The organism is Gottfriedia sp. ABJ_BB2_2, assembly GCF_055484705.1.
In genome coordinates, this window is the sequence record NZ_JBVFKR010000006.1 from 178,591 (window position 1) to 201,788 (window position 23,198).

Sequence of the window (23,198 nt, forward strand, 5' to 3'; positions counted from 1 at the left end):
AACTCGTCGTTATTAGGGAGAGTGAACAGTTTGTCATTATTAAGTGAAGAAGCATTACATATGCATAGGGTTCATCAAGGTAAATTAGAAACAATTTCAAAAGTACCTGTTACAAATGCGAAAGAATTAAGTTTAGCATATTCACCAGGTGTTGCTGAGCCATGTAAAGAAATTTATGAAGAAAAAAGCAGAGTGTATGAGTACACGATGAAAGGTAACATGGTTGGTGTTGTTTCGGATGGATCTGCTGTTCTTGGTCTTGGAAATATAGGACCAGAAGCTGCATTACCTGTAATGGAAGGAAAAGCTGCACTATTTAAAAGTTTTGCTGGTGTAGACGCGTTTCCAATCTGTTTAGCAACGCAAGATGTTGAACAAATCATCCAAACAGTAAAGCTGTTAGAGCCTACGTTTGGAGGAATTAATTTAGAAGATATTGCAGCACCAAACTGCTTTATTATAGAAGAACGATTAAAACGTGAAACAAATATTCCAATCTTCCATGATGATCAACATGGAACTGCTATTGTTACATTAGCTGGATTAGTAAATGCTTTAAAATTAGTTAATAAAAATATGGCAGACATAAAAGTAGTACTAAACGGTGCCGGAGCAGCAGGAATTGCAATTTTAAAACTATTATATCGTTTCGGTGTACGTTCAATCATCATGTGTGATACAAAAGGTGCTATTTATGAAGGTCGTCCAACTGGTATGAATAGTGTAAAAAATGAAGTAGCTAAATATACAAACAAGGACAGAATTCAAGGAAGCCTTGCAGATGTAATTAAAGATGCAGATGTATTCGTAGGTGTTTCTGTAAAAGGAGCAGTTACGAAAGAAATGGTACGTTCAATGAATGAAAATCCAATAATTTTTGCAATGGCTAACCCAGATCCAGAAATTATGCCAGAAGATGCAAAAGAAGCTGGTGCACTAGTAATTGGTACAGGTCGCAGTGATTATCCAAACCAAGTTAATAATGTACTTGCATTCCCAGGAATTTTCCGAGGTGCATTAGATGTTCGAGCTACACATATTAACGAAGAAATGAAAATTGCAGCCGTAAAGGCAATTGCAAGTTTAGTTAGTGAAAATGAATTAGCTCCAGATTTCATTATCCCAGCTCCATTTGATCCACGCGTTGCACCAAAAGTAGCAGCAAGTGTTGCGAAAGCTGCTATGGAAACAGGTGTTGCACGAATTAAAGTGGACCCTAAGGAAATCGAAGAAAAAACAAAAAAACTAGCTTTAATTAAATAGTTTTTATCACCAGATATTAATATTTGGAGGGGATAGTATTACAATGCTCAAAATAAGTAGTGTAGTACTATCCTTTTTTATCTGTTATAATACTTAAATGGATAAAAAAACATTAGAAAACGTTGAATTTTAAAGGTTTTTGTATGTGAGTTAACGAGCTAATTATTGATAAGTTTTTACAAAATTCTACGGTTTAGAAATTTGTGAATGACGAAATTTAGCTGAATTTTATCGACAAATGTTAACAAAAAGTGTATAACATTTATTGTATCCTATTAGTATTTAGTACTAAAAAAGTTAGGAGGAATTAGGTTGCAAATAAAAGACTTATTTTCCAAAAAGAAAAAATATGCATCCATACCTTCAGAAGTAATGAAACAAGATTTACCTGATGGTGTTATGACAAAATGTCCTAAATGTAAAAAAATAAGTATAACGAAAGAATTAATAAAAAATGTAAAAGTATGTAGTAATTGTGGTTTTCACCATCAAATGACTGCCTTTGAAAGAATTGAATTTTTACTAGATGAAGCTTCATTCGAAGAGTTTGATAAAGATATGATTTCTTCGAATCCTTTACATTTCCCAGATTATATAGAAAAACTTGAAAGTGATCGTAAAAAGACTGATTTAAACGAAGCTGTAGTAACAGGAAAAGGAACAATTGACGGGATTCCTGTTGTAATTGCTGTGATGGATTCAAGATTTAGAATGGGAAGTATGGGATCTGTTGTTGGTGAAAAAATTACGAGAGCAATCGAGCGTGCATCTTCAGAGTTTTTACCTTTCATTATTTTCACTGCATCTGGTGGAGCAAGAATGCAAGAAGGTATTTTAAGCTTAATGCAAATGGCTAAAACAAGTGCTGCGCTGAATAGACATAGCGAACTTGGTTGTTTAGCAATTTCAATCTTAACAAATCCTACAACAGGTGGAGTATCGGCAAGTTTTGCATCATTAGGTGATTTTAATTTTGCAGAACCAGGAGCGTTAATTGGATTTGCTGGCCGTCGTATTATTGAACAAACGATTCGTGAAGAATTGCCTGAGGATTTCCAAACAGCAGAGTTTCTCTTAAATCATGGACAACTTGATGCAGTTCTTCCACGTACAGAAATGCGTTCAAAATTATATACGATCCTTCATTTACATCAAGGAGGTGTCCTTCAATAGTGGTTATGTTAGAATTTGAAAAACCGATACATGAACTGAAAACAAAAATAGATGAACTAAAGGTTTATACAAACCAACATGACGTAGACTTTTCTGAAGAAATTAGACGTTTAGAAGAGCGTTTAAAAACTTTAGAAAACGAAATATATGGTAACATGGGAGTTTGGGATCGCGTTCAAGTAGCAAGACATCCAGAACGTCCAACAACTATGGATTATATTAATCGATTATTTACGGATTTCTTTGAATGTCATGGAGATAGACTATTCGGTGATGATGCTGCTATTATAGGAGGCATTGCTTCTTATCATGGATTGCCTGTCACAGTAATCGGTCATCAACGAGGCAAAGATACAAAAGAAAATATACGCCGCAATTTCGGTATGCCTCATCCTGAAGGATACAGAAAAGCATTAAGATTAATGAAGCAAGCTGAGAAATTTAACAGACCAATTATTACATTTATCGATACTAAAGGTGCTTACCCTGGTAAAGCTGCTGAAGAACGTGGTCAAAGTGAAGCAATTGCCCGCAATTTATTTGAAATGGCAGGTTTAAAAGTACCAACAATTTGTATCGTAATCGGTGAAGGTGGTAGTGGTGGAGCTCTTGGTTTAGGCGTTGGTAACAAATTACTAATGTTAGAGAACTCAACATATTCTGTTATTTCACCAGAAGGTGCTGCTGCATTATTATGGAAAGATGCTTCTCAAGCTCGTAGGGCTGCTGAAACAATGAAAATTACTGCTCCAGATTTACTTGAATTAGGTGTTGTAGACCAAATGATACCTGAAGTAAAAGGTGGAGCACAAAATGATGTTGAACAACAGGCGAAAAACATTGATAAGTATTTATATGATGCATTAAAATCAATTGTATCAATGGATAAAGAAGAACTAGTTCAACAAAGATATGATAAACACGCAAAGTTAGGACAAATTTCTTTTTACAAATAAAACTAAGATTTAACTTCGAGAGTGTGTGAAACAATCATGTGAGCATACTCTTTTTTTGTATTATTTTAAGGAATTTGTAAAAAATATCTGTAAATCTGTGTTTTTGTACTTGCATTATTTTAGAAAATCATTTTTCTATGCAAGTTTATGAAAAAGTTCACATTATATCTATTGTTTAAAAAGGTAGAACATGTTACTTTATTTAAATGAATTAATAAAGTATTAATGGAAAATCATTTGAGGTGGATACATATGAAAAGAATTGGAGTATTAACAAGTGGGGGAGATTCTCCAGGTATGAATGCTGCAGTGCGCGCAGTTGTTCGTAAAGCGATTTTTCATGGCTTAGAAGTATATGGTGTGTATCAAGGATACTCTGGCTTAATCAATGGAAATATCGAAAAACTTGAACTAGGTTCAGTAGGTGACATTATTCATCGCGGTGGTACGAAATTACTTAGTGCACGTTGTCCGGAATTTAAAACATTAGAAGGTCAAATGAAGGGTATTGAACAACTGAAAAAGTTTGGAATTGAAGGATTAGTTGTAATCGGTGGTGACGGTTCTTACCAAGGAGCTAAAAAATTAACTGAACATGGTTATCCATGTGTTGGTGTACCAGGTACGATTGATAATGACATCCCAGGAACAGACTTTACAATTGGATTCGATACAGCTCTTAATACTGTAATTGACGCGATTGATAAGATTCGTGACACAGCTACTTCACATGAACGTACTTATGTAATCGAAGTAATGGGACGCAATGCAGGAGACATCGCTTTATGGGCTGGATTAGCTGATGGTGCTGAAACGATTTTAATTCCTGAGTGTGACTATGACATGGATGATATTATTAATAGATTAACTCGCGGTAACGAACGTGGTAAAAAGCATAGTATTATTGTAGTTGCAGAAGGCGTTGGAAGTGCGATTGAAATCGGTAAAGTAATTGAAGAAAGAACGAATTTTGATACACGTGTTACTGTCCTTGGTCATGTACAACGTGGAGGATCACCAAGCGCAGCAGATAGAGTGCTTGCTAGTCGTTTAGGAGCTAAAGCCGTTGAACTCCTTATGGAAGGCAAAGGTGGACGTTGTGTAGGTATCCAAAATAATAAATTGGTTGACCATGACATCATTGAAGCGTTAGCACAAAAACATGAACTTGATAAAGATATGTATCAACTATCTCAAGAGCTTTCAATCTAAGTTAGCTACTTTTTTTGAGCAATCGTTTCCGCATGTAAAAATCAGTATTTTAATACTTTATGTAAGCTATACTGAGTAATATGATTTTATTTAAGTTTTCTTTATATATATTTGGAGGGTAAAAAATGCGTAAAACAAAAATAGTTTGTACGATTGGTCCGGCTAGTGAATCGGTAGAAAAATTAGTACAATTAATTAATGCAGGTATGAATGTTGCTCGATTAAACTTCTCTCATGGTTCACATGAAGAGCATGCAGGAAGAATTAAGAGTATCCGTGAAGCGTCAGAAATTACTGGTAAAACAGTAGCAATTTTATTAGATACTAAAGGACCTGAAATTCGTACGTTAGATTTTGAAGGTGGGCAAGCTGAATTAAAAACTGGTAATGAAGTAATCATTACAACAGAGCCTGTAATGGGAACAGCTGAAAAATTTGCGGTTTCATATGAAGGTTTAATTGAAGATGTGCATGTTGGTTCTAGAATCCTAATCGATGACGGCCTAATTGGATTAGAAGTAATCGGAATTGAAGGAAAAGATATTCGCACAAAAGTATTAAATAGTGGACTAGTGAAGAATAAAAAGGGTGTAAATGTACCAAATGTACGTGTAAACTTACCTGGTATTACTGAAAAAGACGTAAGTGATATTGAATTTGGTATTGAGCAAGGTATTGACTTCATTGCTGCATCATTTGTTCGTAAAGCATCTGATGTATTAGAAATCCGTGAGCTTTTAGGTAAACATAGTGCAGAATACATCCAAATCATTACAAAAATTGAGAACCAAGAAGGTATCGATAATATTGATGAAATCCTTGAAGTTTCTGATGGTTTAATGGTAGCTCGTGGAGACATGGGTGTAGAAATTCCACCAGAAGATGTACCTTTAGTGCAAAAGTCATTAATTAAAAAGTGTAATATTCTAGGTAAACCAGTTATTACAGCTACTCAAATGTTAGATTCAATGCAACGTAATCCACGTCCAACACGTGCTGAAGCAAGTGACGTTGCAAATGCAATTTTAGATGGAACTGATGCAATTATGTTATCAGGTGAAACGGCTGCAGGAACATATCCGGTAGAATCTGTGTCGATGATGAACTCAATTGCTTTACGTATTGAACAAAGTCTACAATATGATGAATTGTTCAAAAAACGCCAAAGAGAAAATAAAGGTACGATCACAGATGCAATTGGTCAGTCTGTTGCTGCTACAGCATTAAACTTACAAGTAGCTGCAATTATCGCACCTACTGAAAGCGGACATACTGCGAAAATGATTTCTAAATATCGTCCAAAAGCACCGATTTTAGCAATTACTTCAGATATCCGTATTTGTCGTCGTTTAACATTAGTATGGGGTGTTCAAACTCAATATAGAGAAAGAGCAAACACAACTGATGAAATGCTACAGCATGCAATGGATGCAGCTCAAGAAGCGAAATTCGTTTCAAATGGAGATACAGTGATCATTACTGCTGGATTACCTGTAGGTGAAACTGGAATGACTAACATGATGAAAATTCATGTAGTTGGAGATGTAATCGCTCAAGGTCAAGGTATTGGTCGTAAATCTGCAGCAGGTAAAGTAGTTGTTGCAAAAACTGGAGAAGAAGCTGTTTCTAAAGTTACTTCTGGTAGTATCTTAGTAACAAATTGTACTGATAAAGACATGATGCCTGCTATTGAAAGAGCGGCAGCAATTATTACTGAAGAAGGCGGATTAACTAGCCATGCTGCGGTTGTTGGTGTAAGTTTAGGTATTCCGGTAATCGTTGGTGTTGAAAATGCAACGAATATCTTAGTAAATGGTCAAGCAGTTACAGTAGATGCTTCTCGTGGAATAGTTAGTACAGGACATAAAAGTATCTTATAATATATAATAAAGAGAAGGAACGATGTTCCTTCTCTTTTTTTACATCCAAAATAATAATGAGGTGAGTTCTCTGAAAAAACTTTTCGGTTGGCTAATGTTGATTCCTATAATTGACTTCATTTTTCTAATCATACTTGGTAGATTTATAGGGTCAATTTCCGTATTCTTATGGTTAATTGGTACGTTATTAATCGGTTCGTACATTATAAAAAATGTATGGATCACAGTAAAACAACAGGCAATTGAACAGTTCAGAGCTGGGAAAATGCCCGATGTATTAATGGTCGAAGGACTTTCATTCTTCTTGATCGGATTATTATTAGCGATTCCTGGACCAATCACAGATTTAATTGCGATTATTTTATTAATTAAACCAATCAGACTTAAATTCGTTCAACTTTTACTTATGATTGTGATGAAAAAATTTAAAGGAAACATTGTTTGGACGGGTTATATAAAAAAATAAAAACGTGAAAACTAAGTTTTCACGTTTTTTTATGTGTCCCTCTAATATAGTACCAAAGCTCATGAAAAACCTTTGCTCTATACAATGTAGATAAAACTACTAAGGTAACAGGACCTACGATTAATCCTAATAATCCAAGGAATTTAAATCCAACAAATAAAGAAATTAAAGTTGGAAGTGGGTGTAAGCCGATATTTGAAGATAAAATCTTTGGTTCTGCAAGTTGACGTTGAACAATTACGACTGCATATAAAATTGCAAGTCCTATAGTTAAAGAATAATCACTAGTTAAGAATGTATATAGAATCCATGGAACAAAAATTAAGCCGGTGCCTAAATAAGGAAGTAAATCAATTAGGCCAATTAAGATTGCAATTGTAATAGCAAACGGAACTCTTAAAATTAATAATCCGATTAATACAAGCACTGTTGTCATAGAAATTAAAGTAATATGTGCTTTAATAAAACCGAATAATGCTTTTCGTAAATCTGTAAAAATGGTCTTGCTGTAATGTTTTATGCGTTTAGGCGTATAAATGGCAAATAAATTTTTAATTTTATACCAATCTTTACTAATAAAGAAGGTAGCTAGTAATGATACAAAAATTAATGTTGCAGTATTTGGTAGTACCGCAATAATCAATTTAATCCCATCAATAATCCCATTTAATGCGCCTTTTCCTAGGTTAATAACTGAATCTCCGATTGACTGGATATTTGTACGAATGGTTGCTTGTTGTCCTGCTCCAAGCTGACTATATTCGTTCATGACAACATCATATAAAGGTATGATTTTATCGGTCACAATGTTTTCTACAAAATACACAAGACGTTGAAAGCTTTCGGGTACTACTTGCACTAAATAAGTGGATCCTGAAATGATTTCAGTAATTAAGAGTGTAAATAATCCAGCAACAACTGACAACAATAAAATAATCGAGATAAAAGCAGCGATCCCTCTCGGAATTTTAGCTTTTTCATTTAATAAATTTACTAGTGGATTTAATAGAAAAGCGATAATAAAAGCAATTATAAATGGATATGTAAGTTTTGATACAAACAAAGCCACGTAAAGTCCGAGAATAATACATGTAGTGACAAATAAGAAACGAATGATTTGGTAAACTAAATCTCGGCTCATTTTTCGTCCCCCTTTCGTTTGAGAAATTATGTTAACTCAGTTCTATTTTACCAAGAATTATTTTTTTATAATAGTAAAGTTTAAATGTATTTATTAATAAATTATACATAGAAAGGAAAAAAATAATGAGTGAATCTACATTATTCCTAGTAATCCTATTATTAATTGGTGTAATCGCGAAAAATAACTCCTTAATTATTTCAATTATAGTATTGTTACTATTAAAATATACTCCAATTGGTGATAGAGTATTTCCATATTTACAATCAAAAGGAATAAATTTAGGTGTAACTGTCATAACAATTGCAGTATTAGTGCCAATTGCAACAGGTGAAATTGGCTTTAAACATTTAGGAGAAGCACTAAAAACTCCAGTTGCGTGGATTGCCTTATTATCAGGGATTGCAGTTGCCCTACTAGCAAAAGGTGGCGTAAATCTATTAGCAACTAGTCCGCAAATTACAGCTGCATTAGTACTTGGAACTGTCTTGTCAGTTGCTTTATTTAAAGGGGTTGCAGTTGGGCCATTAATTGGTGCTGGAATCGCATATCTATTCATTTGGATTGTTGATTTTATTAAGTAATTTAATAATAATTATATTTTAGTAAATTGTTTTCATTCACAAAAGTCAGATTATTGTTTATAATAAGTTATAGTAGGGTTCCTTTCTACATATACACGTGTATATTTTAAGTGTTATACCAGTATATGTATGTAAAACACTAGGGGAAATTTTTTACGTAAAGGAGAGAGGGGAATATGACAGTTAAAAGTGGTTTAGAGGGTGTTGTAGCTGCTACAACTTCTATAAGTTCTATTATTGATGATACATTAACGTATGTAGGTATCGGCATCGATGAATTAGCAGAATTTGCAAGTTTCGAAGAAGTAGTTTACTTACTATGGCACCGCAAATTACCAAACAAAGAGCAACTTAAAGAGTTAAAAGCTCAACTTGCGGATCATGCGGAATTACCAGAAGGTGTAATTACTTTCTTAAAATCTACTAACTTTAAAGATGTACATCCTATGACAGTGCTACGTACCGTAATTTCAATGCTTGCATTGTATGATGAGAATGCTGAAGCGATGGATGCAAACTCAAATTATGTAAAAGCAATTGAATTACAAGCAAAAATTTCGACATTTGTGGCAGCGTTTTCTCGAGTTCGTCAAGGGCTTGAACCAGTCGCTCCTCGTAAAGATCTTTCATTCTCGGCAAACTTCCTATATATGCTAACAGGTGAAGAACCAAATGAAATCGCTGAAGAAGCAATTAACAAAGCATTAGTATTACATGCAGACCATGAATTAAACGCTTCGACATTTACTGCACGCGTTTGCGTAGCAACATTATCTGATATTTATTCAGGTATTACGGCTGCTATCGGTGCTTTAAAAGGACCTTTACACGGCGGTGCAAATGAAAGCGTTATGAAAATGTTAGCTGAAATTGGTGATGTTGAAAATGTAGAGGCTTACATTCAAGAAAAAATGGATGCAAAAGCAAAAATTATGGGATTTGGTCATCGCGTATATCGTGGTGGAGACCCTCGTGCTAAGCATCTTAAAGAAATGTCACGTCAACTAGGTGGAATTACTGGCGAATTAAAGTGGTATACAATGTCTGAAAAAATTGAAGAGATTGTTACAACTCAAAAGAATATACCACCAAATGTTGATTTTTACTCTGCGTCTGTATATCACAGCTTAGGAATTGAACATGATCTATTTACTCCGATCTTTGCAATTAGCCGTATGTCTGGATGGACTGCACATATTTTAGAACAATATGATAACAATCGTATTATCCGTCCACGTGCAGATTATACAGGTCCAGAGAAAAACTCTTACATTCCAATTGAAGAGCGTGCATAAGAAAAATATTGAATACTTAAAATAGTATTTAATGTTTGAATAATAATGGTATAGTAATGAGAGGAAGAGAAATCTTCCTCTATAAGTATGTAATTAAGTATTTATTCAAGGGGGAGCAAATCATGCAAGCTGAAAAAATTACATTAGTAAATGGCGAGTTAAACGTTCCAAATAATCCAATTATTCCTTTTATTGAAGGAGATGGGACAGGTCCAGACATTTGGGCAGCATCTTCACGTGTATTAGATGCAGCTGTTGAAAAAGCATATAATGGCACTCGTCAAATCGAGTGGAAAGAAGTATTAGCTGGTGAGAAAGCATTTAATGTAACTGGCGAATGGTTACCACAAGAAACTTTAAACACTATTGAAGAATATATGATCGCTATTAAAGGACCTTTAACGACTCCAGTTGGTGGAGGAATTCGTTCATTAAACGTTGCTCTTCGTCAAGAATTGGATCTTTTCGTATGTTTACGTCCAGTACGTTACTTTGAAGGTGTACCTTCTCCAGTAAAACGTCCTGAAGATACTGACATGGTTATCTTCCGTGAAAATACAGAGGATATTTATGCTGGTATTGAATACGAAAAAGGTTCTGAAGCAGTTCAGAAAGTATTAGAATTCTTACAAAAAGAAATGGGTGTTAATAAAATTCGTTTCCCTGAAACATCAGGAATTGGAATTAAGCCTATTTCTGAAGAAGGAACAAAACGCTTAGTACGTGCTGCAATTAACTATGCAATTCAAGAGAACCGTAAATCATTAACATTAGTTCATAAAGGTAATATCATGAAATTTACTGAAGGTGCATTTAAGAACTGGGGTTATGAAGTTGCTGAGCAAGAATTTGGTGATAAAGTTTTCACTTGGGCTGAGTATGATCGCATTGTAGAAACTAGCGGTAAAGATGCTGCTAACAAAGCAATGGAAGATGCTGAAAAAGCTGGCAAAATTCTTGTGAAAGACAGCATTGCTGACATTTTCTTACAACAAATTTTAACAAGACCACGTGAGTTTGATGTAGTTGCTACAATGAACTTAAATGGTGATTATATTTCTGATGCACTTGCTGCTCAAGTTGGTGGAATTGGTATCGCTCCAGGAGCAAATATCAACTACGAAACTGGACATGCAATTTTTGAAGCTACTCATGGTACAGCACCAAAGTATGCTGGATTAGACAAAGTTAACCCGTCTTCAGTTATTCTTTCAGGCGTATTAATGCTTGAGCACATGGGATGGAACGAAGCTGCTTCAATGATCTTAAAATCTATGGAGAAAACTATTGCTTCTAAAGTAGTAACTTATGACTTCGCTCGCTTAATGGATGGCGCAACTGAAGTAAAATGCTCAGAATTTGCAAATGAATTAATTTCTAATATGGAATCAGTTCTTGTATAATTAAAGAGTAAACATAAGGGAGGTAATTAACATGTCAATTCGTAGACGTAAAATTTCTGTAGTAGGTGCTGGATTTACTGGTGCTACAACAGCTTTCTTGCTTGCTCAAAAAGAATTAGGGGATGTAGTAATCGTAGACATTCCTCAATTAGAAAATCCTACAAAAGGTAAAGCGCTAGATATGCTTGAAGCAAGTCCAGTACAAGGATTTGATGCAAACATCATCGGTACAAGCGATTATGCTGACACAGCAAACTCAGATGTGGTTGTAATCACAGCTGGAATTGCTCGTAAACCAGGTATGAGCCGTGATGATTTAGTTTCAACAAACTCTAACATTATGAAGGCAGTTACTCGCGAAATCGTTAAGCACTCTCCTAACTGTACAATTGTTGTATTAACTAACCCTGTTGATGCAATGACATATACGGTATTCAAAGAATCTGGTTTCCCAAAACATCGCGTTATTGGACAATCAGGTGTTCTTGATACAGCTCGATTCAGAACTTTCGTTGCACAAGAATTAAACTTATCTGTTAAAGATATTTCTGGTTTCGTTCTTGGGGGACATGGTGATGAAATGGTACCACTAGTGCGTTTCTCTTATGCAGGTGGGATTCCATTAGAAAACTTAATACCAAAAGAACGTTTAGATGCAATTGTTGAACGTACTCGTAAGGGTGGCGGAGAAATCGTAAATCTATTAGGAAATGGTAGTGCATATTATGCACCAGCTGCTTCTTTAGTTGAAATGGTTGAAGCAATCCTTAAGGATCAACGTCGAGTGTTACCAACTATCGCTTACTTAGAAGGTGAGTATGGATATAAAGGTATTTACTTAGGAGTTCCAACAATCATCGGTGGAAACGGTATTGAACAAATTATTGAATTAGATTTAACGGCTGATGAAAAAGCGGCATTAGATCGTTCAGTTGAAGCAGTTAAAAACGTAATGAACGTTTTAGCTTAATAGTTACGAAAAAGGCTTGGTTTAAAACCAAGCCTTTTTATTATATATAAATATAAAAATAAAGTAGATTTATTGGGTAAAATGTAAATAAAAGCAGGAATATTGATGGTGTTTATAGAATTTTTAAAATATTAAGATAAACAGGGGGTTCAATATGTTAACGAAAAGAGCAAAAATCGGACGAAAACTTGAAGAATTATCAATTGGTGAAAAGTTAATTGTTACAGAACACATAGAAGAAAAACATATTTATTTATACCTCGCATTAACTGGAGATACAAACCCTTTATATACTGAATATAATTATGCATCACAAACAAAATTCCAGAAACCGATTGTACCTGGTGTTTTAATTAGTGGGATGGTATCAGCTGCAGTGACAAAGCATTTACCTGGTCCTGGAAGCCATGAAATTAAAAAAGAAATGGAATACCATCATCACTTACACCATAATGAAACAATCTCAATTCACTTCGAAGTAGTTGATATTGATTTGAAAAATAAAGAAGTATCATTAAATGTAAGCGTTTTAAATAAATCACAACATAAAATTGCGTCTGGAAATATTACAGTTATTCCACCAACAGTAGAGCAATCAAATAGTCTTTTATACGATAATTTTTAAGAGAAGAATGTCATATGACATTCTTTTTTTATGCTTTTTTCCTATTAAAGTGATAGCTAATCCATCAATAAAATTTTCACGACTAGGGATGATAAAGAATAAGTATTTAAATTTACGTAATAAAGAAATTTTAGTATGATTAAAAAAGATATAGAGATAAATATTGGATGAAGGTTTTCTAATAAAGCCTGGAGGAATATGTAATGAACAATAAAATTCTTGTAGTAGACGATGAAGAACATATCTTAACGTTAATTAAGTTCAATCTAGAACAAGCTGGATTTCAAGTTGTTACAGCAATCGATGGAGATGAAGCATTGCAAAAAGCAATTGATGAAAAACCAGAATTAATTGTGCTAGATTTAATGTTACCTAAAAAAGATGGTATGGAAGTATGTAAAGAATTACGTCTACAAAGAAATACAACACCGATCTTAATGGTTACAGCAAAAGATGATGAATTTGATAAAGTTCTGGGCTTAGAACTAGGTGCTGATGACTATATGACAAAACCATTTAGCCCTAGGGAAGTTGTAGCAAGAGTTAAAGCGATTTTAAGAAGAAGTAAAATTACTGAAACTCCGGTCGAAACGAATGATGAAACTGATACATTAATGATTGCGGATTTGAAAATATTACCGGAATACTATGAAGCTTATTTCCAAGGGCAAATTTTAGAATTAACACCTAAGGAATTTGAGCTGTTATTATATTTGACGAAAAATAAAGGTAGAGTTTTAACAAGAGATCAATTATTAAGTGCAGTTTGGAACTATGATTTTGCAGGTGATACTCGAATTGTAGACGTCCATATTAGCCATTTGCGAGAAAAAATTGAGCAAGATTCAAAAAAACCACAATACATTAAAACAATTAGAGGATTAGGTTATAAACTAGAGGAACCGAGATTCAATGAGTAAACTGAATCAGAAATTGCTTTATGGTTTATCAAGTATTATTATCGTTATTTTAATCATCCTAGGAGTTATCCTTGGTCAGACATTTAAGTCATTCTATCTGACAAGCTATGACCAAAGAATCGAGAAAGAGACTAATTTAATCGCTTCTTTTATCGAATCTAATCCAAATAATATTACTGTAAAAACGATGAACAGTATTTCAGAAGACTTGAATATTGAAGTATTTTTATATGACAATCAAAGTCGTTTAGTAGCAAAATCAAATAATGAACTCAAATTATCAAAAGGTACGCTAGCATTTTTCTTTAAAAATTTAGATAAGAATAATGAAGCCATAAAACTAAAACATGAAAATGATAATGAAAAATTTTACGGGAAAAAAATGATAAACAAGGATGGAGACACACGTTATCTCCTGATTGATTATTCGATTAAATCAATAAATGAAGTTTATCGCAGTATTTGGATATTATTAATTTCTTTATTAGGTTTTGTTCTGATGACGATTATTGTCTTAGTCATTCGATATTCTCATCAATTTTCTAAACCAATTGATGACATTACACAAGTAGCAATTGAGTTATCAAAAGGGAATTATAAAGCTAGAACATATACCGAAAGTAATGAAACAACAACAATGTTGAGTCAATCGATGAATGTATTAGCTAAAAATCTTCAAGAGATGACGACACAACAAGAAATGCAGCAAGATCGGTTAAATACACTTATTCATAATATTGGTAGTAGCGTTGTTCTCATAAATAGTAGAGGACATGTAAACCTAATTAATAAAACGTATAAAGAAATATTTAAAGTTGATTCTAGAAGCATTATTGGTGAGTTGTATTACGATGCATTTAAGCATAAAGAAATAGTTGAAATAGTTGAAGAAATTTTTCTGAAGGAAGTAAAAGTTAGAAAGCAAATCATCTTACCACTTTCTATCGAGAGAAAGCACTTTGAAGTTTACGGAGCACCAATTATTGGTATAAATCATGAGTGGAAAGGGATTGTATTAGTTTTCCATGATATAAGCGAATTGAAAAAACTTGAGCAGGTGCGTAAGGATTTCTTCGCGAATGTATCTCATGAACTGAAAACACCAATTACTTCAATTAAAGGTTTCACAGAGACTTTACTTGATGGAGCAATGGAGAATGAAGAGCTATGTAAAAATTTCTTATCCATCATTTTAACTGAAAGTGATCGTATGCAATCATTAATTCAAGACTTATTGGACCTTTCAAAAATTGAACAACAAAATTTCAAATTAGACAGAGCGGATGTGTCTGTAAAACTTATTATTGAAGAAGTACAGCAAATGCTAATTCAAAAAGCTGAAGAAAAGGATATTGATTTTGCGCTTTATTTAAAAACTCCACTCGTTGTTAATGCAGATGCACTGCGATTAAAACAAGTTTTTATCAATTTAATTGACAATGCAATCCATTATACTCCTACAGGCGGTAAAGTTTTTATTACAGCGTCAGAAACGAATGAGCAAATTGTTGTACGTGTAAATGATACAGGGGTTGGAATAGGGAAAGACGAGATATCTCGTATTTTTGAACGTTTTTATCGTGTTGATAAAGCGAGAAGTAGAAACTCTGGAGGAACGGGGTTAGGCCTTGCAATCGTGAAGCATCTTGTTGAAGCTCACAAAGGGAAAGTTGAAGTTGAAAGCAAGCTTGGCCATGGAACATCATTTATTGTAACGCTGAATAAACATATTAATTCATAACAATTTACAAGGATTTTACAGTAGATTTAATTATAGTTAATATAAAGTTGTTATAGTAATGATGAAAACCCCTTCATCCAAGGAGTTAGAATGAAACCGAGAGCAGAAGCTGCTCTCGGGATTTTTTTACTTTTTTTCACTTTTTGTTGATATTACTTCCTCGAATTTGGGGAAATTATGATTATAAGAAATGATAGTGGAGGGTTGCCAATGTACGAATATGAATTTGTTAAAGTTAACACGAAATCCTCAAACCGTCATTACTATGATGTAGTTGGGAATTATGCAAAAAGTGGTTGGCGATTGCACCAAGTATTAAATAATCAAAAAGCACAAGAAGGTGCGAGTGTTGAATTAATTTTTGAGAGAGAACTACACGATTAATCAAGAGGAAGTTCTAAGATTTTATTTCTTAAAAGAAGTTCACTCCTTTGGAGATTCGATTCTTTTGGAAAATAAGATTCCTTAGACTACCTCTTTTTCATTTGTGAATAGTTCATGGTAAAATATAGATAAAATGAATAGAGCAGGAAAAAGAAGGAACTCGCGCAGAAAAATATAGGTAAATGCGAGTAAATAAGCGTAACCCGTAAATATTTTTTACGATAAAAAAGACGCCTTTCTCATTTCTTAATGATATGGAGGATTTATTTTGAAAAAGAAACTCATACTGATTGATGGAAATAGTATTGCTTATAGGGCCTTTTTTGCTTTGCCACTTTTGAGCAACGATAAGGGTGTACATACGAATGCAATTTATGGTTTTACAATGATGTTAATGAAAATTCTTGAAGATGAAAAACCAAGTCATATGCTTGTAGCTTTTGATGCAGGGAAAACAACATTTAGACATAGCACGTTTAAAGAATATAAAGGTGGAAGACAGAAAACGCCACCAGAATTAAGTGAACAGTTTCCACTTGTAAGACAATTATTAGATACGTATGGGATTGCACGCTACGAATTAGAAAATTACGAGGCTGATGATATTATAGGTACCCTGGCTCAACAAGCTTCAAAAGAAGATTATGAAGTAAAGGTCATTTCGGGAGACCGAGATTTATTACAGCTTGTTGATGAGCAAATTACAGTTAGTATGACGAAAAAAGGAATTACAGAGGTCGAAGAATATACGCCTGCCGCAATTTTAGAAAAATATGAACTAACGCCTGAGCAAATTGTTGATATGAAAGGTTTAATGGGAGATAAGTCAGATAATATTCCTGGCGTTCCTGGTATAGGTGAAAAAACAGCAATCAAACTTCTAAAACAATTTAAAACAGTTGAAGGTGTTTATGAAAACATTGATGAAGTAAGTGGTGCGAAACTTCTTCAAAATTTAAGTGAAAACAAAGAACAAGCATTAATGAGTAAAGAATTAGCGACGATTAATACAGATTCACCGATTGAATTAACAGTGAATGATACGGTACGTCCAGACGCTGAGATGGACAAGGTTGCAGAATTTTTTAAATCACTTGGATTCACATCATTACTTACAAAACTAGGTGTATCGCTTGAAAATGAACCAACTGAGGAATTAGAAGAAATTAAGTTTGAGGTTCTTGAAACAATTAGTGAAGATCACTTAAGCGCTGATTCTAGCTTAATTGTTGAGATGATTGGTGAGAACTATCATACTGAAGTAATTCAAGGGTTTGGTTTATCAAATGAAAAAGGTCATTTCTTTATTCCGACTACAGTTGGCTTAGATTCTGACGTTTTTAAAACATGGCTAGAGGATGAACATGCGAAGAAAAACGTCTACGATGCTAAAGGAGCATATGTAGCATTAAAATGGAAAGAGATACATTTAAAAGGTGTGAACTTTGATCCTTTACTAGCTTCTTATATAAATGATCCAGCTCAGTCAAATAAAGAATTCTCTGATTTAATCAATGGAAAAATAAATTTTTCAATTCAAACAGCTGAGTCAATCTATGGTAAAGGCGCTAAACAAGCACAACCTTCTAGCGAAATATTAGCAGATTACGTTGTTCGCAAAACAATCGCGATCAGTAAGTTGAAGGAATCACTTGAAGAATCACTTCGTAAAAATAGCCAATATGAGCTTCTAACGGAATTAGAGCTACCTTTAACATTTATTCTTGGAGATATGGAATTTGAAGGGGTAACTGTTCGTGAAGAAACACTTAAGACAATGGGTACTGAGTTAGCAAGTAAATTAAAAGAACTTGAAGAGAAAATTTATGAACTTGCAGGTGAAAAGTTCAATATAAATTCTCCAAAACAGTTAGGTGTCATCTTATTTGAAAAGCTTCAGCTGCCTTCAGGTAAAAAAACAAAAACAGGTTATTCAACTTCAGCTGACGTACTTGAAAAATTAGAATCTGAACATGAGATTATTAGAATGATTTTACACTTTAGACAAGTTGGTAAATTGAATTCTACTTATGTTGAAGGCTTATTAAAGGTGATCAATGCAGCGGATTCGAAGGTTCATACACGATTCAATCAAGTGTTAGCGCAAACTGGTCGATTAAGTTCAATTGATCCAAACCTTCAAAATATACCGATTCGTTTAGAAGAAGGAAGAAAGATTAGAAAAGCATTTGTTGCATCAAAGAAAGACTGGGTTATTTTTGCAGCGGATTATTCTCAAATCGAATTAAGAGTTCTTGCACATATAGCACAAGATGAAAATTTAATGGAAGCATTTAAAAATGATTTTGATGTACACACAAAAACAGCAATGGACGTATTTCATGTAAGCGAGGACGAAGTAACGAGCAATATGAGAAGACAAGCGAAAGCAGTAAACTTCGGTATTGTTTATGGAATAAGTGATTATGGTTTATCTCAAGGACTTGGTATTACTCGTCGAGAAGCCTCAATTTTTATTGAAAAATATTTTGCTAGTTATCCTAAAGTCAAAGATTATATGTCTGATATCATTCAAAAAGCAAAATTAGAAGGATTTGTTAGTACGATTTTAAATAGACGTCGTTACATTCCTGAAATCACAAGCTCAAACTTTAATGTTCGAGGTTTCGCGGAACGAACTGCTATGAATACACCTATTCAAGGAAGTGCAGCTGATATTATTAAAAAAGCGATGATTTTATTGGATGAGCGGTTAAAATCTGAAAAACTTCAAGCGAAATTAATTTTACAAGTACACGATGAATTAATTTTAGAAGCACCAAAAGAAGAACTAGTGATTTTAGAAAAACTTGTACCAGAAGTTATGGAACACGCTGTTGAGTTAGTTGTTCCCTTAAAAGTGGATTATAACTCTGGAGAATCATGGTTTGAAGCAAAATAAATAGAATGGAAGTAATGTAAATGCCGGAATTACCTGAAGTTGAAACCGTAAGAAGAACGTTATTTGATTTAGTCGTTGGAAAGACGATTTCTTCTGTCATTGTTTCATGGGAAAATATTATTAAACTACCTAAGGATATTGAAGAATTTCAGTTTTTATTACAAGGACAAACTGTTGAGGATGTTCATCGTCGAGGAAAATTTCTTTTATTTCAGCTAAAGGATTTCACCCTTGTTTCACACCTTAGAATGGAAGGGAAATATCGTGTCTTTCCAGCTGATGAGCCTGTAGCAGCACATACTCATGTGAGATTTTTATTTGATGATGATACAGAGCTTCGCTATCAAGATGTACGTAAATTTGGAACAATGCATTTATTTATAAAAGGTGAGGAACAATTCCAGCCACCATTAGCTAAGCTTGGCCCAGAGCCTTTTTCAGATGAATTTAACGCTGACTATTTGAAGATGAAGATTGGACAATCAAATAGAAAAATAAAAGTTGTTTTATTAGATCAGGAATTGGTTGTTGGTCTAGGAAATATTTATGTTGATGAAGTTTTATTTAGAGCTGGTATTCATCCAGAAACGATAGCATCAGCACTGAAACCAAAACAGATTAAAGAACTTGCAAGAATCATTACTGAAACATTACAAGAAGCAGTTGATTTAGGTGGGAGTACGATTCGATCTTATGTGAATTCGCAAGGTAAAATTGGTACTTTCCAGGAGATTATTAAAGTTTATGGACGTAAAGGGTTAGAATGTGTAAATTGTGGTCAGCCAATTGAAAAAATTACAGTTGGTGGAAGAGGTACTTCGTATTGTCCTACATGTCAGCCTAAAAAAAATTAACATACGGTTCCTCTCTTTCATACTATAACGTGAGTACGAAAGAGAGGAGCCTATTTTTATGGTAAATATGCTATCATTAATTCTACTAGCATGTGCATTAAGCTTAGATAGCTGTAGCGTTGGTTTCACTTATGGGCTTAGAAAAGTGAAGATCCCTATGAAATCAATTATCACAATTGCAATTTGCTCTGGGATTATTTTAATGACCTCTATGGGGATCGGCCATGCGGTAACTAATTTTTTCTCACCAATCATAGCGAAAAGAATTGGTGGATTTGTACTAGTATGTATAGGCTTATGGGTTTTATATCAATTTTACCGATCACATAAAGGGGCAAATTCAGTCATTGAGGAAAAAAATGATTCTGAGGATACAATCATCAATTTTGAAATTGAAGTGCTCGGAATTGTTGTGAAGATACTCAAAAAGCCTACAGCGGCAGACTTAGATCGTTCGGGTAGTATTAATGGATTAGAAGCGATGTTACTAGGCTTTGCGCTATCACTTGATGCGTTTGGAGCTGGTATTGGGGCATCAATGTTGGGATTTTCACCATTGTTAACAGCCGCCGTAACATCAACTGCAAGTGCGCTATTTTTAATGTTTGGTATGAAGTTAGGAAATGTTCTGTCACAGAATAGTTGGCTTCAGAAATTAACGTTTTTACCAGGTGTATTCTTGATTTTACTAGGATTAATGAAGATGTAGTGAATCAATCTGTTAGAGTGTACCCGAATGGAATTTCTTCCATTTGGTACCTCTATAACTTTGTTAGGAGAAGAGATAAATGGGAAAAGTTTTTGGATTAACTGGTAGTATTGCTAGTGGGAAAAGTACTGTTTCAAATTTTTTGAAGGAATGTAACATACCAATTGTCGATGCAGACATCATTGCAAAAGAAGTAGTTGAAATTGGACAACCTGCCTATAAAAAAATTATTGAAGCATTTGGTCCTGACATCGTCCTACAAAGTGGAGAGATAAATCGCCCTCTACTTGGTAGTATTATTTTTAATGATAAAGAAAAGCGCTTACAATTAAATTCCATCGTTCATCCTGAAGTAAGACGAGTTATGTTAGAGCAAACAAATACATATTTAGAAAACGGCGAGACTCTTGTCATTATGGACATACCGTTATTGTATGAAAGTAATTTAGTACATTTAGTTGAAAAAGTAATTGTCGTTACAGTAAATGAAGAAACTCAGTTAAGTAGATTAATGAATCGAAATCATTTATCGAGAGAAGAGGCTATCAGTAGAATATCGTCACAAATACCTGTGAAAGAAAAAGAAGAAAAAGCAGATTTTGTGATCGATAATAACGGAAATTTAGAGGATACAAAAAAACAAGTAATGGACTTATTAAAAAAAATAAAATAATTTATAGAAATAATGTAAATAGTTTAACCAAAATCCGTGTTATGTGTTATACTAATTAAGGGGATATAATAAATCAGTATAACTTAATTGGGGGTTTACTTATGGTAAATGTAGCAATAAATGGATTTGGTCGAATTGGACGCATGGTTTTCCGTCAAGCAATTAAAAATGCAGATTATAACATCGTTGCAATAAATGCTAGCTATCCAGCTGAAACTTTAGCGCATTTAATAAAATATGACACTGTTCATGGAAAGTTTGACGGTGAAGTTGTAGCGAATACAGATCATTTAATCGTTGATGGAAAACGTGTTGACCTAATTAGTGAGAGAAATCCAGAGTTACTTCCATGGAACGAACTAAATGTTGATATCGTTATCGAAGCAACTGGGAAATTTAATGATGCAGAAAAAGCTAAAATGCACCTAACTGCAGGAGCACAAAAAGTCATCTTAACTGCTCCAGGTAAAAATGAAGATATCACTGTTGTAATTGGTGTAAACGATGACAAATTAGACTTAGAAAAACACAATGTAATTTCAAATGCTTCTTGTACGACGAACTGTTTAGCGCCAGTTGTGAAAGTATTAGATGAGCAATTTGGAGTTGTAAATGGTCTAATGACGACTGTTCACTCATTTACAAATGATCAAAAGAATATAGATAATCCACATAAGGATTTACGTAGAGCGCGTGCTTGTAGCCAGTCAATCATTCCAACAACAACGGGAGCAGCAAAAGCACTTTCTAAAGTACTGCCTCATTTAGATGGAAAATTGCATGGTATGGCATTACGTGTACCAACGCCAAATGTATCACTTGTAGATTTAGTTGTTGATTTAAAAAGAGATGTAACAGTAGATGAAATAAACGAAGTATTTGAAACGGCTTCTAAAGGCTCTATGCATGGAATCATTGAATTCTGTGATGAACCATTAGTATCAATCGATTTCAATAGTAATACACATTCTGCGATCATTGATTCACTATCAACAATGGTGATTGATGGTAGAAAAGTGAAAGTACTAGCATGGTATGATAATGAGTGGGGTTATTCTAGACGTGTTGTTGACTTAGTGTCAATTGTTGCTTCTAAAATCTCTAAGCTTGAAACAGTTCAAAATTAACAAACGTAATCTCATAAATTAATGTAAGCGAATACAAATGACTAGCTGATTGAATCGGCTAGTCTTTTCGAAGTTTAAAAGAATGCTTGCTTGGCATTGGGCAAATGGCTTGTTTTATCCATATTTTTTTCACATTTAAACTAGTAAATTACAAAAAAATGAAATTTATCTTGCAATTCAAATTTAAAGAAAGTATACTAACTTTCGTGAACTTCTAAAAGTATAACTAACTACTTAAAGGGTTAGGACCTCTTTGGACTAACTTTCCCCCGTGGTAGTTGATCATACTTTTGCAATAGGAGTCATGTAAAATTATTTAAGGGGGAAATGAATATGGATACTATGGGTCGTCACGTCATTTCGGAATTATGGGGTTGTAACACAGAAAAATTAAATGATATGAAATTTATTGAGGAGACTTTTGTTGATGCTGCATTACGTTCGGGTGCAGAAATTCGTGAAGTTGCTTTTCACAAGTTCGCTCCTCATGGCGTTAGTGGTGTCGTAATCATTTCAGAATCACATTTAACTATTCACAGTTTTCCTGAGCATGGTTATGCAAGTATCGATGTTTACACTTGCGGTGATAGAATTGATCCAAATGTAGCTGCAAACTATATCGCTGAGGCTCTTGAAGCTGATACGCGTGAAAATGTTGAGCTACCTAGAGGAATGGGTCCCATTCAAGTTAATAAAGTAAAAGTTGTTAGTGGTAACTAAAAAAATGGAGAGAGGTGATTATTCACCTCTCTTTTTTCGTCTGAAAAAATGGATTTTAAAATAAATTCTTGAAGTATCTGAAGGAATGCTGTATTGGGGCAAAATGGTATTTGTCTTATGCTTGTCGGAGCTTAACAGTCGCCTCCACATTTCTTGATGTCTAGTTCCAGGCGTTTGCCCCTCGAGGTCATAAGTCAATG

21 protein-coding genes are annotated in these 23,198 nt (G+C 34.0%); 20 read left to right on the top strand and 1 reads right to left on the bottom strand.

Translation table 11 applies throughout. The features are described from left to right. Positions 1 to 30: 30 nt before the first annotated feature. The 6 genes from ystJ to ACX6U0_RS14975 all read left to right on the top strand — a co-directional run bounded on the left by ystJ (position 31) and on the right by ACX6U0_RS14975 (position 6,950). Complete coding sequence (gene ystJ, locus ACX6U0_RS14950; RefSeq protein ID WP_464960678.1) at positions 31 to 1,263, top strand: NADP-dependent malic enzyme; 1,233 nt, start codon at positions 31 to 33, stop codon at positions 1,261 to 1,263. A gap of 372 nt (positions 1,264 to 1,635) precedes the next feature. Further along, positions 1,636 to 2,436 carry an acetyl-CoA carboxylase, carboxyltransferase subunit beta gene (gene accD, locus ACX6U0_RS14955; RefSeq protein ID WP_464960702.1) on the top strand — a complete coding sequence of 267 codons (801 nt, stop codon included), beginning with the start codon at positions 1,636 to 1,638 and terminating at the stop codon, positions 2,434 to 2,436. Further along, positions 2,436 to 3,392 carry an acetyl-CoA carboxylase carboxyl transferase subunit alpha gene (gene accA, locus ACX6U0_RS14960; protein WP_464960679.1) on the top strand — a complete coding sequence of 319 codons (957 nt, stop codon included), beginning with the start codon at positions 2,436 to 2,438 and terminating at the stop codon, positions 3,390 to 3,392. The genes accD and accA overlap by 1 nt, the downstream gene beginning before the upstream one ends. A 252-nt stretch (positions 3,393 to 3,644) precedes the next feature. After that, positions 3,645 to 4,604: a 6-phosphofructokinase gene (pfkA, locus tag ACX6U0_RS14965; RefSeq protein ID WP_464960680.1), complete on the top strand. Its 960-nt coding sequence runs from the start codon at positions 3,645 to 3,647 to the stop codon at positions 4,602 to 4,604. A gap of 125 nt (positions 4,605 to 4,729) precedes the next feature. Beyond that, entirely contained in the window at positions 4,730 to 6,484 is a 1,755-nt protein-coding gene (gene pyk / locus ACX6U0_RS14970) for a pyruvate kinase (protein WP_464960681.1), read from the top strand. Between the two features lie 97 nt (positions 6,485 to 6,581). Then, positions 6,582 to 6,950, top strand: a complete 369-nt coding sequence (locus tag ACX6U0_RS14975; protein WP_464960682.1) for an FxsA family protein — start codon at positions 6,582 to 6,584, stop codon at positions 6,948 to 6,950. A gap of 19 nt (positions 6,951 to 6,969) precedes the next feature. Here ACX6U0_RS14975 and ytvI read toward each other — a convergent pair whose 3' ends face one another. Continuing rightward, positions 6,970 to 8,091 carry a sporulation integral membrane protein YtvI gene (ytvI, locus tag ACX6U0_RS14980; protein ID WP_464960683.1) on the bottom strand — a complete coding sequence of 374 codons (1,122 nt, stop codon included), beginning with the start codon at positions 8,089 to 8,091 and terminating at the stop codon, positions 6,970 to 6,972. A 122-nt stretch (positions 8,092 to 8,213) separates the two neighbouring features. On the opposite strand from ytvI, the gene ACX6U0_RS14985 reads away from it, so the two are divergent. The 14 genes from ACX6U0_RS14985 to speD all read left to right on the top strand — a co-directional run bounded on the left by ACX6U0_RS14985 (position 8,214) and on the right by speD (position 22,998). Next, on the top strand, positions 8,214 to 8,675 hold the full coding sequence (locus ACX6U0_RS14985) for a DUF441 domain-containing protein (RefSeq protein WP_464960703.1): 462 nt from the start codon (positions 8,214 to 8,216) through the stop codon (positions 8,673 to 8,675). A 176-nt stretch (positions 8,676 to 8,851) separates the two neighbouring features. After that, on the top strand, positions 8,852 to 9,970 hold the full coding sequence (citZ, locus tag ACX6U0_RS14990; RefSeq protein WP_464960684.1) for a citrate synthase: 1,119 nt from the start codon (positions 8,852 to 8,854) through the stop codon (positions 9,968 to 9,970). Positions 9,971 to 10,089: 119 nt separating this feature from the next. After that, positions 10,090 to 11,373, top strand: coding sequence for an NADP-dependent isocitrate dehydrogenase (icd, locus tag ACX6U0_RS14995; protein WP_167374480.1), 1,284 nt, complete (start codon positions 10,090 to 10,092; stop codon positions 11,371 to 11,373). 31 nt (positions 11,374 to 11,404) lie between these two features. Next, on the top strand, positions 11,405 to 12,343 hold the full coding sequence (gene mdh / locus ACX6U0_RS15000; protein ID WP_192602977.1) for a malate dehydrogenase: 939 nt from the start codon (positions 11,405 to 11,407) through the stop codon (positions 12,341 to 12,343). 154 nt (positions 12,344 to 12,497) lie between these two features. Next, positions 12,498 to 12,968 carry a MaoC/PaaZ C-terminal domain-containing protein gene (locus ACX6U0_RS15005; protein ID WP_464960685.1) on the top strand — a complete coding sequence of 157 codons (471 nt, stop codon included), beginning with the start codon at positions 12,498 to 12,500 and terminating at the stop codon, positions 12,966 to 12,968. Between the two features lie 203 nt (positions 12,969 to 13,171). Continuing rightward, positions 13,172 to 13,888, top strand: a complete 717-nt coding sequence (locus ACX6U0_RS15010; RefSeq protein WP_464960686.1) for a winged helix-turn-helix domain-containing protein — start codon at positions 13,172 to 13,174, stop codon at positions 13,886 to 13,888. Then, on the top strand, positions 13,881 to 15,629 hold the full coding sequence (gene pnpS / locus ACX6U0_RS15015) for a two-component system histidine kinase PnpS (protein WP_464960687.1): 1,749 nt from the start codon (positions 13,881 to 13,883) through the stop codon (positions 15,627 to 15,629). Before ACX6U0_RS15010 ends, pnpS begins: the two co-directional genes overlap by 8 nt. Before the next feature lie 210 nt (positions 15,630 to 15,839). Then, positions 15,840 to 16,013: a DUF4177 domain-containing protein gene (locus ACX6U0_RS15020; protein ID WP_464960688.1), complete on the top strand. Its 174-nt coding sequence runs from the start codon at positions 15,840 to 15,842 to the stop codon at positions 16,011 to 16,013. A gap of 268 nt (positions 16,014 to 16,281) precedes the next feature. Continuing rightward, positions 16,282 to 18,915, top strand: coding sequence for a DNA polymerase I (gene polA / locus ACX6U0_RS15025; RefSeq protein ID WP_464960689.1), 2,634 nt, complete (start codon positions 16,282 to 16,284; stop codon positions 18,913 to 18,915). Between the two features lie 20 nt (positions 18,916 to 18,935). After that, a complete protein-coding gene (gene mutM / locus ACX6U0_RS15030) occupies positions 18,936 to 19,769 on the top strand; it encodes a DNA-formamidopyrimidine glycosylase (protein WP_464960690.1) in 834 nt (277 codons plus the stop codon). Between the two features lie 58 nt (positions 19,770 to 19,827). Continuing rightward, entirely contained in the window at positions 19,828 to 20,478 is a 651-nt protein-coding gene (gene ytaF, locus ACX6U0_RS15035; RefSeq protein WP_464960691.1) for a sporulation membrane protein YtaF, read from the top strand. Positions 20,479 to 20,557: 79 nt separating this feature from the next. Continuing rightward, a complete protein-coding gene (gene coaE, locus ACX6U0_RS15040) occupies positions 20,558 to 21,151 on the top strand; it encodes a dephospho-CoA kinase (RefSeq protein ID WP_464960692.1) in 594 nt (197 codons plus the stop codon). A 101-nt stretch (positions 21,152 to 21,252) separates the two neighbouring features. Continuing rightward, a complete protein-coding gene (locus ACX6U0_RS15045; protein ID WP_464960693.1) occupies positions 21,253 to 22,278 on the top strand; it encodes a glyceraldehyde-3-phosphate dehydrogenase in 1,026 nt (341 codons plus the stop codon). 333 nt (positions 22,279 to 22,611) lie between these two features. Next, positions 22,612 to 22,998 carry an adenosylmethionine decarboxylase gene (speD, locus tag ACX6U0_RS15050; protein ID WP_088002927.1) on the top strand — a complete coding sequence of 129 codons (387 nt, stop codon included), beginning with the start codon at positions 22,612 to 22,614 and terminating at the stop codon, positions 22,996 to 22,998. Positions 22,999 to 23,198 lie beyond the last annotated feature (200 nt).